Origin of the sequence: Pseudomonas sp. 8AS, assembly GCF_902506505.1 — a bacterium.
GTDB lineage: Bacteria > Pseudomonadota > Gammaproteobacteria > Pseudomonadales > Pseudomonadaceae > Aquipseudomonas.
The window spans coordinates 248,273-262,929 of sequence record NZ_LR733406.1 but is presented as its reverse complement, the minus strand read 5'-3'; the positions used below and the strand labels follow the sequence as shown (position 1 = coordinate 262,929).

17 protein-coding genes are annotated in these 14,657 nt (G+C 67.2%); 9 read left to right on the top strand and 8 right to left on the bottom strand.

Annotated elements, in window-relative coordinates; all coding sequences use genetic code 11:
* The first annotated feature begins 3 nt into the window (after window positions 1–3).
* Genes ctaD through GV001_RS01145 form a run of 3 tightly spaced genes read left to right on the top strand, consistent with a single transcriptional unit; the run spans window position 4 to window position 3,057 of the window.
* Window positions 4–1,599 carry a cytochrome c oxidase subunit I gene (ctaD, locus tag GV001_RS01155; RefSeq protein ID WP_160077311.1) on the top strand — a complete coding sequence of 532 codons (1,596 nt, stop codon included), beginning with the start codon at window positions 4–6 and terminating at the stop codon, window positions 1,597–1,599.
* Between the two features lie 10 nt (window positions 1,600–1,609).
* Entirely contained in the window at window positions 1,610–2,158 is a 549-nt protein-coding gene (locus GV001_RS01150) for a cytochrome c oxidase assembly protein (RefSeq protein WP_160077309.1), read from the top strand.
* Between the two features lie 11 nt (window positions 2,159–2,169).
* Window positions 2,170–3,057: a cytochrome c oxidase subunit 3 gene (locus GV001_RS01145; RefSeq protein WP_160077307.1), complete on the top strand. Its 888-nt coding sequence runs from the start codon at window positions 2,170–2,172 to the stop codon at window positions 3,055–3,057.
* A 31-nt stretch (window positions 3,058–3,088) separates the two neighbouring features.
* Here the strand turns inward: GV001_RS01145 and GV001_RS01140 are convergent, their stop codons facing one another.
* On the bottom strand, window positions 3,089–3,292 hold the full coding sequence (locus tag GV001_RS01140; RefSeq protein ID WP_160077305.1) for a twin transmembrane helix small protein: 204 nt from the start codon (window positions 3,290–3,292) through the stop codon (window positions 3,089–3,091).
* A 74-nt stretch (window positions 3,293–3,366) separates the two neighbouring features.
* Between GV001_RS01140 and GV001_RS01135 the strand changes: the two genes are divergently transcribed.
* Genes GV001_RS01135 through GV001_RS01115 form a run of 5 tightly spaced genes read left to right on the top strand, consistent with a single transcriptional unit; the run spans window position 3,367 to window position 7,324 of the window.
* Entirely contained in the window at window positions 3,367–4,110 is a 744-nt protein-coding gene (locus tag GV001_RS01135; RefSeq protein WP_160077303.1) for an SURF1 family protein, read from the top strand.
* On the top strand, window positions 4,085–4,666 hold the full coding sequence (locus GV001_RS01130) for a hypothetical protein (RefSeq protein WP_160077301.1): 582 nt from the start codon (window positions 4,085–4,087) through the stop codon (window positions 4,664–4,666). The genes GV001_RS01135 and GV001_RS01130 overlap by 26 nt, the downstream gene beginning before the upstream one ends.
* Window positions 4,667–4,715: 49 nt before the next feature.
* Entirely contained in the window at window positions 4,716–5,771 is a 1,056-nt protein-coding gene (locus tag GV001_RS01125) for a heme A synthase (RefSeq protein WP_160077299.1), read from the top strand.
* Between the two features lie 18 nt (window positions 5,772–5,789).
* The gene (gene cyoE, locus GV001_RS01120) at window positions 5,790–6,689 is read left to right on the top strand and encodes a heme o synthase (RefSeq protein WP_160077297.1); all 900 of its coding nucleotides are present in this window, start codon (window positions 5,790–5,792) and stop codon (window positions 6,687–6,689) included.
* Entirely contained in the window at window positions 6,686–7,324 is a 639-nt protein-coding gene (locus GV001_RS01115; protein WP_160077295.1) for an SCO family protein, read from the top strand. Before cyoE ends, GV001_RS01115 begins: the two co-directional genes overlap by 4 nt.
* 212 nt (window positions 7,325–7,536) lie before the next feature.
* Here GV001_RS01115 and GV001_RS01110 read toward each other — a convergent pair whose 3' ends face one another.
* The 7 genes from GV001_RS01110 to zur form a co-directional block, all read right to left on the bottom strand.
* Window positions 7,537–8,319, bottom strand: coding sequence for a MetQ/NlpA family ABC transporter substrate-binding protein (locus GV001_RS01110; protein ID WP_160077293.1), 783 nt, complete (start codon window positions 8,317–8,319; stop codon window positions 7,537–7,539).
* A 102-nt stretch (window positions 8,320–8,421) separates the two neighbouring features.
* Window positions 8,422–9,102, bottom strand: a complete 681-nt coding sequence (locus GV001_RS01105; RefSeq protein ID WP_160077291.1) for a methionine ABC transporter permease — start codon at window positions 9,100–9,102, stop codon at window positions 8,422–8,424.
* On the bottom strand, window positions 9,099–10,106 hold the full coding sequence (locus tag GV001_RS01100; protein ID WP_160077289.1) for a methionine ABC transporter ATP-binding protein: 1,008 nt from the start codon (window positions 10,104–10,106) through the stop codon (window positions 9,099–9,101). Before GV001_RS01100 ends, GV001_RS01105 begins: the two co-directional genes overlap by 4 nt.
* Window positions 10,107–10,454: 348 nt before the next feature.
* Complete coding sequence (locus tag GV001_RS01095; RefSeq protein WP_160077287.1) at window positions 10,455–11,501, bottom strand: hypothetical protein; 1,047 nt, start codon at window positions 11,499–11,501, stop codon at window positions 10,455–10,457.
* Between the two features lie 53 nt (window positions 11,502–11,554).
* Window positions 11,555–12,343 carry a zinc ABC transporter permease subunit ZnuB gene (znuB, locus tag GV001_RS01090; protein WP_160077285.1) on the bottom strand — a complete coding sequence of 263 codons (789 nt, stop codon included), beginning with the start codon at window positions 12,341–12,343 and terminating at the stop codon, window positions 11,555–11,557.
* Window positions 12,343–13,134 carry a zinc ABC transporter ATP-binding protein ZnuC gene (gene znuC / locus GV001_RS01085; protein ID WP_160077283.1) on the bottom strand — a complete coding sequence of 264 codons (792 nt, stop codon included), beginning with the start codon at window positions 13,132–13,134 and terminating at the stop codon, window positions 12,343–12,345. Before znuC ends, znuB begins: the two co-directional genes overlap by 1 nt.
* Window positions 13,131–13,631: a zinc uptake transcriptional repressor Zur gene (gene zur, locus GV001_RS01080; protein WP_160077281.1), complete on the bottom strand. Its 501-nt coding sequence runs from the start codon at window positions 13,629–13,631 to the stop codon at window positions 13,131–13,133. The genes znuC and zur overlap by 4 nt, the downstream gene beginning before the upstream one ends.
* Window positions 13,632–13,695: 64 nt before the next feature.
* On the opposite strand from zur, the gene GV001_RS01075 reads away from it, so the two are divergent.
* On the top strand, window positions 13,696–14,649 hold the full coding sequence (locus GV001_RS01075) for a zinc ABC transporter substrate-binding protein (protein WP_372238502.1): 954 nt from the start codon (window positions 13,696–13,698) through the stop codon (window positions 14,647–14,649).
* Window positions 14,650–14,657 lie beyond the last annotated feature (8 nt).

The following is a 14,657-nucleotide window of genomic DNA, read 5'->3' as shown; positions in this document are numbered from 1 at the left end:
GACATGAGTGCAGTGATCGACTCTCATAAAGAGCAGGGTCATGCTGACCACCACCATGGCCCGGCCAAGGGCCTGATGCGCTGGGTGCTGACCACCAACCACAAGGACATCGGCACCATGTACCTGTGGTTCAGCTTCGCCATGTTCCTGCTGGGTGGCAGCATGGCCATGGTGATCCGCGCCGAGCTGTTCCAGCCCGGCCTGCAGATCGTGCAGCCGGAATTCTTCAACCAGATGACCACCATGCACGGCCTGATCATGGTCTTCGGCGCGGTGATGCCGGCCTTCGTCGGCCTGGCCAACTGGATGATCCCGCTGATGGTCGGCGCGCCGGACATGGCCCTGCCGCGGATGAACAACTTCAGCTTCTGGCTGCTGCCGGCGGCCTTCGGCATGCTGGTCAGCACATTGTTCAGCGAGGGTGGCGGGCCGAACTTCGGCTGGACCTTCTACGCCCCGCTGTCGACCACCTATGCGCCGGAATCGGTGACCTTCTTCATCTTCGCCGTGCACCTGATGGGCATCAGCTCGATAATGGGCGCGATCAACGTGATCGCCACCATCCTCAACCTGCGCGCCCCCGGCATGACCCTGATGAAGATGCCGCTGTTCGTCTGGACCTGGCTGATCACAGCCTTCCTGCTGATCGCGGTGATGCCGGTGCTGGCCGGGGTGGTGACCATGATGCTGATGGACATCCACTTCGGCACCAGCTTCTTCAGCGCGGCCGGCGGTGGCGACCCGGTGCTGTTCCAGCACGTGTTCTGGTTCTTCGGCCACCCCGAGGTGTACATCATGATCCTGCCGGCCTTCGGCGCCGTCAGCTCGATCATCCCGGCCTTCGCGCGCAAGCCGCTGTTCGGCTACACCTCGATGGTCTACGCCACCGCCTCGATCGCCTTCCTGTCGTTCATCGTCTGGGCGCACCACATGTTCACCGTGGGCATCCCGCTCACCGGCGAACTGTTCTTCATGTACGCCACCATGCTGATCGCCGTGCCCACCGGGGTGAAGGTGTTCAACTGGGCCAGCACCATGTGGCAGGGCTCGATGACCTTCGAGACGCCGATGCTGTTCTCCGTGGCCTTCGTCATCCTGTTCACCATCGGCGGCTTCTCCGGGCTGATGCTGGCCATCGCCCCGGCGGACTTCCAGTACCACGACACCTACTTCGTGGTGGCGCACTTCCACTATGTCCTGGTGCCCGGGGCGATCTTCGGCATCTTCGCCTCGGCCTACTACTGGCTGCCCAAGTGGACCGGCCACATGTACGACGAGACCCTGGGCAAGCTGCATTTCTGGATGAGCTTCATCGGCATGAACATGGCGTTCTTCCCCATGCACTTCGTCGGCCTGGCCGGCATGCCGCGGCGCATTCCCGACTACAACCTGCAGTTCGCCGACTTCAACATGCTCTCGTCGATCGGCGCGTTCACCTTCGGCGCCACCCAGTTCCTCTTCCTGTTCATCGTCATCAAGTGCATCCGTGGCGGCAAGCCCGCCCCGGCCAAGCCCTGGGATGGCGCCGAAGGGCTGGAGTGGACGGTGCCGTCGCCGGCGCCCTACCACACCTTCACCACCCCGCCGGACGTGAAGTAGGAGCGCCGCCGTGAGCGAAGCCCTGGCCACCCGTCGCCTGATCGTCCGCCTGCTGGCGGTGGTGGTCGGCATGTTCGCCTTCGGCTTCGCCCTGGTGCCGATCTACGACGTGATGTGCCAGGCCTTCGGCATCAACGGCAAGACCGCCGGGGCCTACCAGGGCGGCCAGGTGGTGGACGAGCGGCGCCAGGTGCGCGTGCAGTTCCTCGCCACCAATGCCGCCGACATGGTCTGGGAGTTCCGCGCCAAGGCGGATGACCTGGTGGTGCATCCGGGGGCGAGCAACCAGATGCTGTTCGTTGCCTACAACCCGACCGACAAGCCGATGACCGCCCAGGCCGTGCCCAGCGTGGCGCCGTCAAAGGCTGCTGCCTTCTTCCACAAGACCGAGTGCTTCTGCTTCACCCAGCAGGTGCTGCAGCCGGGCGAGCGCATCGAGATGCCGGTGCGCTTCATCGTCGATAGGGATTTACCGGCGGATGTGAAGCACCTGACCCTGGCCTACACCCTGTTCGATATCACTGCGGCGCAGGTTTCTGTGGCGCAGACGACTCCATAAGGAGAACAACAATGTCGAGTCACCAGCACTACTACGTTCCCGCCCAGAGCAAGTGGCCGATCATCGCCACCCTCGGCATGCTGCTGACCGTCTACGGTCTCGGCACCTGGTTCAACGACCTCAAGGCCGAGCGTGCCGACTCCAACGGCCCGCTGATCTTCTTCGTCGGCGGCCTGTTCCTCGCCTACATGCTGTTCGGCTGGTTCGGCGCGGTGATCAAGGAGAGCCGCGACGGCCTGTACAGCCCGCAGATGGACCGCTCGTTCCGCTGGGGCATGAGCTGGTTCATCTTCTCCGAGGTGATGTTCTTCGCCGCCTTCTTCGGCGCGCTGTTCTATGTACGCAACTTCTCCGGGCCCTGGCTCGGCGGCGAGGGTGCCAAGGGCGTGGCCAACATGCTCTGGCCGGCCTTCGAGTTCGCCTGGCCGGCGCTGAACAACCCGGATGCCAAGCTGTTCCCGCCGCCCAAGGAAGTGATCGATCCCTGGCACCTGCCGCTGATCAACACCATCCTGCTGGTCAGCTCCAGCTTCACCGTGACCTTCGCCCACCACGCGCTGAAGAAGAACAAGCGCGGCCCGCTCAAGGCCTGGCTGGCGCTGACCATCCTGCTCGGCCTGAGCTTCCTGGCGCTGCAGATCGAGGAATACATCGAGGCCTATACCGAGCTGGGTCTGACCCTGGGCTCGGGCATCTATGGCGCGACCTTCTTCATGCTCACCGGCTTCCACGGCGCGCATGTGACCCTGGGGGCGATCATCCTCACGGTGATGCTGGTGCGCATCCTCAAGGGCCATTTCGACGGTGACAAACACTTCGGCTTCGAGGCGGCCAGCTGGTACTGGCACTTCGTCGATGTGGTCTGGCTGGGGTTGTTCGTCTTCGTCTACGTGCTTTGAGGCGAGTGCCGGGCGGCCGGCTTCGGCTGCCTTACCAGGGGGCGTGGCTGGCCAGCTGGCCACTGTAGAAACCCCAGGCGATCAGCGCCACGGTCACGGCGGTGAGTGCCACGCGCAGGCTCAGCGAATTGACCACTCGCATACCACGGCCCTCGTCCTTGACCAGGAAGAACAGGCCGCTGAACAGGCTGACCAGGGTGGCCAGCAGCAAGAGGACGATCGCGGCTTTGAGCATGCGGGACTCCGGGGGATGGCAATGGGGTGCACTTGCAGTATAGCCAGCCGCGTTGCGGGTTTCGGGAGGTGCCGATGAGCGCCTTTCGTCCCGGCATTCTGCCCAGTGTGGTGGTGGTCCTGTTGCTGCCGCTGCTGGTGGCCCTGGGCTTCTGGCAGCTGGAGCGGGCCGAGGAGAAGCGTGCCCTGCTGGCCAGCCATGAAGCCCGCCAGAACGCGGCGCCGATCAGCCTGGCCGAGCTTGAGCGGCGCCGTGACCCGGCGCACACCCGCATCCGCCTGCAAGGGCAGTTCGACGAGCGCCACAGCCTGCTGCTCGACAACCGCCAGCGCCACGGCCGGGTCGGCGTCGAGCTGCTGCAACCCTTCTATGACCAGGCCAGCGGCCTGTGGCTGCTGGTCAACCGTGGCTGGTTGCCCTGGCCGGATCGGCGCACCCCGCCGCAGTTCACCACCCCCGAGCAGCCGCTGGAGCTGGTGGCGCAGGTCTATCTGCCGCCGGGCGCCGGCTTCCAGTTGCAGGGCGATGTGCCAGACAAGAGCTGGCCGCGGCTGATCACCCTGGTCGAACCGCAGCGCCTGTGGCAGCAACTGGGCCGTGGCGGGCTGGCCTACGAAGTGCGTCTCGAACCCGGCCCGGCCGCCTACCTGGCCGAGTGGCCGGTGGTGGCCATGAGCCCGGACAAGCACACCGGCTATGCCGTGCAGTGGTTCGCCCTGGCGGTGGCACTGTGTGGCCTTTACCTCTATTTCGGATGGCGCAATGCGCGGGAGCAGCACGATGAGCACAACCATGAATCCCCCCAACAGCATTCCTGAGGTGGCCGTACCGCGCCTGCGCGGACGCCTGCAGCTGATCCTGCTGCTGCTGGTGGCGATCGGCCCGATGGTCCTCGCCACCGCCATGTACCAATGGCGCTTCTGGGTGCCGGATGCGCGCAACTACCACGGCGAGCTGATCGGCGACGGCCAGAGCCTGGCCGACCTCGGCGTCACCGGGGCCGCCCAGGAGCGCTGGCAGATCCTGGTCACCGCGCCGCAGGGCTGCGCCGAGGATTGCCGCCAGCTGGTCTACACCGCCCGGCAGATCCAGATCGGCCTCAATCGCGATGCCAGCCGCGCCAGCCATGGCCTAGCCATCGGCAGCCCGTTGCCGGCCGACTACGACGCCCAGCTGCAACGCGAATACCCGCAGCTGGGGCGCTACGGCCTCGACCTGTCGGCCTACGCGAAGACCAGCAAGGGCGCCAGCGGCGCCCAGCTGTGGCTGGTCGATCCGCACGGCAACCTGGTGCTGCGCTACGACGCCACGACCAAGGGCAAGGCCATCCTCAATGACCTGCGCCTGCTCCTTAAGCTGTCGCAGATCGGCTGACGTATTCGCCCAAGCCATGCCCGTATAACAACAAGAACGAGGCCCCTGGATGACTGAACGCACAACCCGCCCCGGCTACCGCCTGGCCCTGTTCGCCACCCTGCTGGCGGTGCTGGTGGTCCTGCTCGGCGCCTATACCCGGCTGACCCACGCCGGCCTCGGTTGCCCGGACTGGCCGGGCTGCTACGGCTTCATCGGTGTGCCGCAAAGCGAGGCGCAGCTGGCCCATGCCGAGGCACGCTTCCCCGAGGCCCCGGTGGAGGCGCAGAAAGGCTGGAACGAGATGGTCCATCGCTACTTTGCCGGCAGCCTCGGCCTGCTGATTCTCGGCCTGGCGCTGCAGGCCCTGCGCCGGCGCGGCGAGCCGGGCCAGCCGCTCAAGCTGCCCGTGCTGCTGCTCGGCGTGGTGATCGCCCAGGCCGCCTTCGGCATGTGGACCGTGACCCTCAAGCTGTGGCCGCAGGTGGTCACCGCGCACCTGCTGGGCGGCTTCACCACATTGGCCCTGCTGTTCCTGCTGACCCTGCGCCTGTCCGCCGCCCTGCCGGCACTGCCCAGGGTTGCCAAGTCCTTGCGCCTGCTGGCGGGTGTGGCCCTGGCTCTGGTCATCGGGCAGATCGCCCTGGGCGGCTGGGTCAGCTCCAACTACGCGGCGGTGGCCTGTATCGACCTGCCCACCTGCCATGGCCAGTGGCTGCCGGCGATGGACTTCGCCAACGGCTTCCACCTGACCCAGCACATCGGCCCCAACTACCTCGGCGGCCAGCTCGACAGCGAGGCGCGCACCGCCATCCATATGAGCCATCGGCTGGGGGCGGTGCTGGTCAGCCTGGTTCTGCTGCTGCTGGCCTGGCGCCTGCGCGCCGCCGGCCAGGGCAGGCTCAGCGGCCTGTTGCTGCTGGCGTTGGCGGTGCAGGTCAGCCTGGGCATCAGCAACGTGCTGCTGCATCTGCCCCTGGCTGTGGCGGTGGCGCACAACGCCGGTGGCGCGGGCCTGCTGCTGGTGCTGGTACTGATCAATTACCGCCTGCGTAGCGTTGCCCTAGCCGCTCGCCAATCCTCCGTCATCCCGGCTGCCGCCGGTCTGGCCCAGGTCAGTAAGTAATCATAAGGAGAGACCCCCATGGCTACTCTGCTGCAAACCCGCCGGGAGCACGCCAGCTGGCGCGACTACCTGGAGCTGACCAAGCCGCGCGTGGTGCTGCTGATGCTGATCACATCCTTGGTCGGCATGTTCCTCGCCACCCGCGCCGGGGTGGCCTGGCAGGTGCTGGTGTTCGGCAACCTGGGCATCGGCCTGTGCGCCGGTGCGGCGGCGGCGGTCAACCATGTGGTCGACCGGCGGATCGACTCGATCATGGCGCGCACGCACAAGCGTCCGGTCACCGCCGGGCGCCTGTCGCCGGCGGCGGCGCTGGGCTTTGCCCTGCTGCTGGCGGTGGCGGGGATGGCCCTGCTGCTGACCTTCACCAACGAGCTGGCGGCCTGGCTGACCCTGGCCTCCCTGCTCGGCTACGCGGTGCTCTACACCGGCTTTCTCAAACGCGCCACGCCGCAGAACATCGTCATCGGCGGCCTGGCCGGCGCCGCGCCGCCGCTGCTCGGCTGGGTCGCGGTGACCGGGCACATCAGCGCCGAGCCACTGCTGCTGGTGCTGATCATCTTCGCCTGGACGCCGCCGCACTTCTGGGCCCTGGCCATCCACCGCAAGGAGGAGTACGCCAAGGCCGACATCCCCATGCTGCCGGTGACCCACGGCGAGCACTACACCAAGGTGCACATCCTGCTGTACACCGCGGTGATGCTCGCCGTGACCCTGCTGCCCTATGCCATCCACATGAGCGGGCTGCTCTATCTCGCCTGCGCCGTGCTGCTCGGCGGGCGCTTCATGTACTGGGCCGTGGTGCTGTACCGTGACAGCAAACCGCACGCGGCGATCAACACCTTCAAGTACAGTATCTGGTACCTGTTCCTGCTGTTTATCGCCCTCCTCGCCGATCACTACCTGTTGCTGAACCTATGACCCGAACGCAGAAAACCGTCTTTGTCCTCTTCGCCGCCGTTGCCCTGGTGCTCGGCCTCACCGTCAACAAGGTGCTCAACAGCAAGGGCGACGGCACCGACAAGGTGGCCCTGCTCGATGCCGGCATCGTCCTGCTGCCGCAGAGCCGCAGCCTGCCGGGCCTGTCGCTGACCAACCAGGATGGCCAGGCGCAGGCCGTGGACCAGTTCAAGGGCCAGTGGAGCCTGCTGTTCTTCGGCTATACCTTCTGCCCGGATATCTGCCCGGCCACCCTGGCCCAGCTGCGCCAGCTCAAGGGCATGCTGCCGGCCGAGACCCAGGCCAGGCTGCGCGTGGTGCTGGTGACGGTCGACCCGCAACGCGACAACCCCGAGCAGCTGAAGAAATACCTGGGCTTCTTCGACCCGGCCTTCATGGGCCTGACCGGTGCGCAGGCGGATCTGCAGCAGCTCGCCAGCGCGGTGAGCATTCCCTATATCCCGGCCGATACCAGCCAGGAGAACTACACCGTCGACCATAGCGGCAACCTGGTGATCCTCGGCCCGGACGGCACCCAGCGCGGCTTTATCCGTGCGCCGCTGAACAACGACAAGCTGGCGGCACAGCTGCCGGGATTGTTGCAGAGCGAAGAGTGAGCGCCCGGCGTCCGGACAGAAAAAAGCCGCGCAGTGCGCGGCTTTTTCTTGGGCGGGTTAAGAGCCTGTTTACGCTCTTTTGAGCTAGAGCCAGGCAAGGCGAAAGTGGACGAGGGCGCGGAGTTTACAAGCCGTAAATGAGCAGCCCGAGTCCAGTTTCAACGCAGCATGGCCGACGATCAAGAGATCGTAAACAGGTTCTAAGCCGGCGATCAGAACGCCGGCACTACCGCGCCTTTGTATTTGTCGGCGATGAAGGCTTTGACTTCAGCGCTGTGCAGCGCCTTGGCCAGCTTCTGCAGGGCCGCGTCGTTCTTGCTGGCCTCGCGCACCACCAGGATATTGACGTAAGGCGAGTCGCTGCCTTCGATCACCAGGGCGTCCTTGGTCGGGTTGAGGCCGGCTTCCAGGGCGTAGTTGGTGTTGATCAGGGCCAGGTCGACCTGGGCCAGCACGCGTGGCAGGGTGGCCGCTTCCAGCTCACGCACCTTGATCGCCTTGGGGTTCTCGGCGATGTCCTTGACGGTGGCGGTGATGCCGGCGCCGTCTTTCAGCTTGATCACCCCGGCCTTCTGCAGCAGCAGCAGGGCACGGCCGCCGTTGGTGGCGTCGTTGGGGATCACCACCTGGGCGCCTTGCGGCAGCTCGGCGAGGGTCTTGATCTTGCTCGAGTAGGCGCCGAAGGGCTCGACGTGCACGCCGGCGATGCTCACCAGCTTGGTGCCGCGCGAGGCGTTGAATTCATCCAGGTACGGCTGGTGCTGGAAGAAGTTGGCGTCCAGGCGCTCTTCGGCCACCTGCACGTTGGGCTGCACGTAGTCGGTGAAGACTTTCACCTGCAGGTCGACGTCGTCCTTGGCCAGGGCCGGCTTGACGAATTCGAGGATCTCCGCGTGCGGCACGGCGGTGGCGGCGACGCGCAGGGTGTCGGCGGCCTGGGCGGCAGCGCTGGTCAGGGCGGCCGCGGCGGCCAGGGCAGTCAGCAGTTTCTTCATGGTGCAACTCCTTGTGGGATGGGGCGCGGGGTCCCGTGGGTAACGGGTCGCCCGCTGTTCTATGGGGTAGGGCGAATTCAGTCGGTTACTTGCGCGAGCTTTTTATTTCCTAGAAAAATGCACCACCAGCTTGTCGCCGGCGGTCTGCAGCACCTGCACCAGGATCAGCAGGAGGATCACGGTGACCGCCATCACGTCCGGCTGGTAGCGCTGGTAGCCGTAGCGCACGGCCAGGTCGCCGAGACCGCCGCCGCCGATCAGGCCGCTCATGGCGGTGTAGGAGACCAGGGTGATGGCAGTCACGGTGGCGGCGGCGATCAGACCCGGCAGCGCTTCCGGCAGCAGGGCGCGGAAGATGATCTGCAGGGTGGTCGCGCCCATGGCCTGGGTCGCCTCGATGATGCCGCGGTCGACTTCGCGCAGGGCGGTCTCCACCAGGCGGGCGAAGAACGGCGTGGCGCCGACCACCAGCGGCGGGATGGCGCCGGCCACGCCCAGCGAGGTGCCGGTGATCAGCACGGTCAGCGGGATCATCAGGATCAGCAGGATGACGAACGGCACCGAGCGCAGCACGTTGACCAGCAGCGACAGCACTGCGTACAGCGCGCGCTGCTCGAACATCTGCCGCGGCCCGGTGAGGAACAGCAGCACGCCTAATGGAAGCCCCAGGAGCACGGTAAATAGCGTGGCCCCCCCGAGCATATTGAGGGTATCGAGGCTGGCGTAGCCGATCTCCTGCCAGTCGACGTTGGGCAGCCAGCGGGCCAGCAGGGACTCGATCATCGCAGCACCTCCAGATGCACGTCGGCGGCCTGGAAGCGCGCCAGCGCGGCGTCGATGTCGCCGCCGGTGAGGGCCAGGGTCAGCTGGCCGTAGGGACTGTCCTTGATGCGGTCGATGCGCCCGGCGAGGATGCTGTAGTCGACTCCGGTCTCGCGGGCCACGGTGCCCAGCAGCGGCGCGTAGGTGGCCTCACCCTGGAAGGTCAGGCGCAGGATGCGGCCCTGCACATGGGCGAAGTCGTCGCGCTGTTCGTCCTCGTCGACGTGCTCGTCTTCCTGGACGAAGCGCTTGCTGGTGGCGTGCTGCGGATGGAGGAACACCCGGGCCACCGGGCCCTGTTCGACTATCTGCCCGCCGTCCATCACCGCCACCTGGTCGCAGACCCGGCGGATCACGTCCATCTCGTGGGTGATCAGCACGATGGTCAGGCCCAGTTCGCGGTTGATCTCGGCCAGCAGCTGCAGCACCTGCGCCGTGGTCTGCGGGTCGAGGGCGCTGGTGGCCTCGTCGCACAGCAGGATCTTCGGCCGAGTGGCAAGGGCACGGGCGATGCCGACGCGCTGCTTCTGCCCGCCGGACAATTGTGCCGGGTACTTGTTGGCGTGTTCGCTGAGGCCCACGCGGGCCAGCAGTTCGGCCACTCGTTGGGCGATCTCGTCGCGGCTCAGCTCGCCGGCCAGCTGCAGGGGCATGGCGACGTTGGCGGCGACGGTCTTCGACGACAGCAGGTTGAAGTGCTGGAAGATCATCCCGACCTGCTGGCGGAAGCGGCGCAGGCCGTTGGCATCCAGCGCGGTGATGTCCTCGCCGTCGACCGTGATGCGCCCGCCGGAAGGTTCCTCCAGGCGATTGATCAGGCGCAGCAATGTGCTCTTGCCGGCGCCGGAATGGCCGATCAGGCCGAATACCTGGCCGGCCTCGATGCGCAGGTCGGTGGGCTGCAGGGCGGGCACGTCGCGCCCGGCGACCCGGTAGGTCTTGTTGACGTGGTGGAACTCGATCACGGAGCGAACCTTGTGGGTACGGGGGAGCGACTGCCGCCATCCGATGGGCGCGGCGACTCCTTCTAGCCTAGGCGGTTAGCCGAAAGCCGCGCATTTTAGCCGGTTTGTTTATGCGTTCTTAGTCTTTATTGCTTTGGATTGCTGGCTCAAAGGCATAAGCGCGTAGGGCAGGTGAAACCCGCGTGTCTGGCTCGCGGGTTGCACCCGCCCTACGGGATGCTGCGGCGCTCGCGAGCTAGAGCCAGGCTAGGCGGGCAAGGGCCGAGGGCGTGGAGTTTACGAGCTGTAAATGAGCACCCGAGGTCCTTGCCCAACGACGCATGGCCGACGCGCAGCAGCTCCGATGGCTCAGCTGTTGCTCTGCGGGCTGAGCACCAGCCGCGGCTCCTGGTCCGGCTTGAGCACCGGCGAGAATTGCGGGGTGAAGCTGGGGTCGAGCTTCTTGATGCGGGCCGAGAGCAGGGCGGCGACGAAGGGATAGTCCTTGGCCTCGCGCACTTCCAGGCGCACCGCGCAGTCGAAGGCGACCACGTCGGCGGCGACCGCGTCGAGCAGGGTGCGCAGGCTGTCGCGGTCGTTGGCATCGAGCATCGGCATGGCCACGCTGCTGCTGCTGGCGCTGGGGTCGATCAGGCGGGCGCGACCGCTGTCCTGCGGCTTGCTGACGACCTGCGGCGCGGCGGCAACCACCGCCGGTGCGGCGCTGGCGGCCTCACGGGTGGCGCGCTGTTCGGCGGCGGCCGCTTCGCGTTCGGCCAGGGCGGTGGCCTGCTCCTCGGCCAGTTGCTGCTGACGGACGCGCTCGGCTTCCTTCTTGGCGATGATCGCCTCGGCCTCGCGCAGGCGCCGTTCCACTTCTTCGCGGCGCTCGTCCGGGGCGGCGATCGGGGCGCCGGCCGCTGCGGCTTGGCTGGCTGCCGGCGGCTGGGCGGCCGCCTGGCGCTCGGCGACCTGCGGCCGGGCCGCTGCGGCCTGCGCTGGCGCGGCCTTGCGTGGCTTCTCGGGCTGCGCAGCGCCGCCGGCCGCCACTGCGGCCAGGCTGGCCTGGTAGTCCTGCTTCAGGCCGGGGGCCTTGGCCATGTAGGGTTCGGCCCTGGCCAGGGCGGCCGCGGCGGCCTGCGGATTGTGCGCTGCCAGCTGCTGCTTGCCCTGGTTCAGGTAGGCGCCGGCCAGCTCGCGCTGGTACTGCTCGATGCGCACGTCGTTCCGGGCGGTGTGCTGCTGCAGGGCGGCCAGGCCCTGCTCGGCGGCCTGCAGTTCACCGCGGCCGATCTGCGCGGAGACGGCGTTGAAGTCCTTGACCTGTTCGTCGATGGTCCAGTACTCGGCACGGGCTTCGCTGAGCAGCAGGCCCAGGGCAAGGGCTACGAAATAACGTGGCGCAGTGGCGTTCATTTTGTGACCTGCAAGTTCCGTTGCGTATCTGTTTGGGCAAAAAACGCCCAATACTAACGGGCCCGACGGGGGAGCACAAAACTCAGCAGGAAAAGTGCGGCAGCGGCCACAACTATGGACGGCCCGGCGGGCGTGTCCTGGTACCAGGAAAGGCTCAAGCCCACAGCTACCGCGAGCATGCCCAGCACGCTGGCGCCCACGGCCATCTGTTCCGGGGTACGCGCGTGGCGCTGGGCGGCGGCGGCCGGAATGATCAGCAGCGAGGTGATCAGCAGCACCCCGACTATCTTCATCGCCACCGCGATAACCACCGCGATCAGCAGCATCAGCGCCAGGCGCAGGGCCGCCACCGGCAGGCCTTCGACCCGCGCCAGTTCCTCGTGCACGGTGATCGCCAGCAGCTGACGCCACAGCGGCAGCAGCAGAGCCAGGACCAGCACGGCGCCGCCGATGATCCAGGCCAGGTCGCCGGGGCCGACGGCCAGCAGGTCGCCGAACAGGTAAGCCATCAGGTCGATGCGCACCTCGTCCATAAAGCTCAGGACGACGAGTCCTAATGACAGGGTGGTCGGCGCGAGGATGCCCAGCAATGTGTCCGAGGCCAGCGGCTGGCGCTGTTGCAGGGTCACCAGCAGCACGGCCAGCAGCAGGCAGCCGGCGGTCACCGCCAGGGTCGGGCTGACGTCCAGCAGCAGACCGAGGGCCACGCCGAGCAGGGCGGCATGGGACAGGGTGTCGCCGAAATAGGCCATGCGCCGCCACACGACGAAGGAACCCAGTGGGCCGGCGACCAGGGCCAGGGCCAGGCCGGCGAGCAGGGCGTTGAGGAGGAAATCGGGCATCAGTGTTTGCAGCCTGGGCCGTGGACATGGGCCGGGCCGTGAATGGTCAGGCCGGGTTGATCGACCACCGCGCCATGCAGGTCGTGGCTGTGGTCGTGGTGGTGGTGGTAGATGGCCAGGCTCTTGGCATCCTGGCCGAACATCTCGACGAACACCGGGTCGTTGCTGACTTGTTCCGGGTGGCCGGAGCAGCACACGTGGCGATTCAGGCAGACCACCTGGTCGGTGGTGCTCATCACCAGGTGCAGGTCGTGGGAGACCATCAGCACGCCGCAGCCGTGGCGGTCGCGCAGGCGGGTGATCAGGCGATACAGCTCGGCCTGGCCGGCCACGTCGACGCCCTGTACCGGCTCGTCGAGCACCAGCAGCTCGGGCTCGCGCAGCAGGGCTCGGGCCAGCAGCACGCGTTGCAGCTCGCCGCCGGAAATGCCCTGCAACGGGCTGTCGATCACTTGCTCGGCGCCGACCTCGGCCAGCGCCGCCTGCGCCGCGGCGCGGTCGACGCCCGGCACCAGGCGCAGGAAGCGCAGCACCGACAGCGGCAGGGTCGGGTCGACGTGCAGCTTCTGCGGCATGTAGCCGATGCGCAGGCGCGCCTTGCGCTGCACCCGGCCGCTGTCCGGCTTGAGCAGGCCGAGCACGGCGCGCACCAGGGTGGTCTTGCCGGCGCCGTTGGGGCCGATCAGGGTGACGATCTCGCCGGCGCGTACGGTCAGCTGCACATCCTGCAGCACGCGCTGCCCGGCGAAGCCGACGCCGACGCCGTCGAGCTGGACCAGTACTTCGCTCATGCCGCCTCCCGGCAACTGGCGCACAGGCCGACGATTTCCACGGTCTGGCTTTCCACCACGAAGCCCACTGCTTTGGCGCCGGCGACAATCGCCTGACTGATGCTCGGCAGCTCCAGTTCGATGGCCGTATGACAGCTTTTGCAGATAAGGAACTGGCCCTGGTGCGCATGCTCCGGGCGCACGCAGCCGATAAAGGCGTTGAGCGAGGCGATGCGATGGACCAGGCCGTTCTCCTGGAGGAAATCCAGCGCCCGATAGACGGTCGGCGGTGCGGCGCGGCGGCCGTCTTCCTCGCTCAGCACGCCGAGGATGTCGTAGGCGCCCAGCGGCTTGTGGCTCTGCCAGACCAGCTCCAGCACGCGCTTGCGCAGGGCGGTCAGGCGCGTGCCCTGCCTGGCGCAGAGCGCATCGGCCTCGGCCAGGGCGCTGCTGACGCAGTGCGAGTGGTCGTGTGGCAGGCAGGCCAGCGGGGTGTTGGCGGTATGGGGTTTGAGCATGGGCGGCGACGTCCGGGGTAAGAGACGTTATTCTATAACTCTTTATCCGCCGAGTGTTGCCGTCGTGTCGCGTCTGTTCGCCCTTGTCCTGCTTTGCCTGTTTTCCCTGTCCGCCCGCGCCGAGGTGCAGCTGCTGACCAGCATCAAGCCGCTGCAGCTGATCGCTGCCGCCGTGCAGGAGGGTGTCGGCACGCCCGCCGTGTTGCTGCCGCCGGGCGCCTCGCCGCACCGTTTCGCCCTGCGTCCCTCGGATGTGCGGCGGGTCCACGGCGTCACCCTGCTGTACTGGATCGGCCCGGACATGGAGAGCTTCCTGCCGCGCGTGCTGCAGGGTCGCAGCCTGCCGAACGTGGCCGTGCAGAACTTGCCGGGTTTGCAGCTGCGCCATTTTTCCAAGGTGGAGAGCGGCGAGGGCGAGCATGCCGATGAGCACGCCGAGCCCGGGCATGACGAGCATGAGGCGGCGACCGATGAGCACGACCACGACCACCGCCCCGGCACGCTGGATGCCCACCTCTGGCTGCTGCCGCACAACGCCCGGGTGATAGCGACGAAGATGGCCGCCGACCTGGCCCAGGCCGACCCGGCCAATGCCGCGCGCTACCAGAGCAACCTGGCCGCCTTCGGCGCGCGCCTGGATGCCCTCGACCAGCGCCTGCACGCGCGCCTGGACAAGGTGGCCGGCAAGCCCTACTTCGTCTTCCACGAGGCCTACGACTACTTCGAGGCCGCCTATGGCCTCAAGCACGCCGGGGTATTCAGCGTGGCCGCCGAGGTGCAACCGGGCGCGCGGCACGTGGCGGCGATGCGTGAGCGCCTGCAGGCGGCCGGGCCGAGCTGCGTGTTCAGCGAGCCGCCGCTGCGCCCGCGCCTGGCGCAAACCCTGAGCGCCGGCCTGCCGGTCAGGCTGGCGGAAATGGACGCCATGGGTGGCAGCCTGGCGGTATCGGCGCAGGGCTACGAGCAGTTGCTGGAAAATCTCGGCCAGCAGCTGGCCGGTTGCCTGGAAAGCCTCTGAGGCAGGGC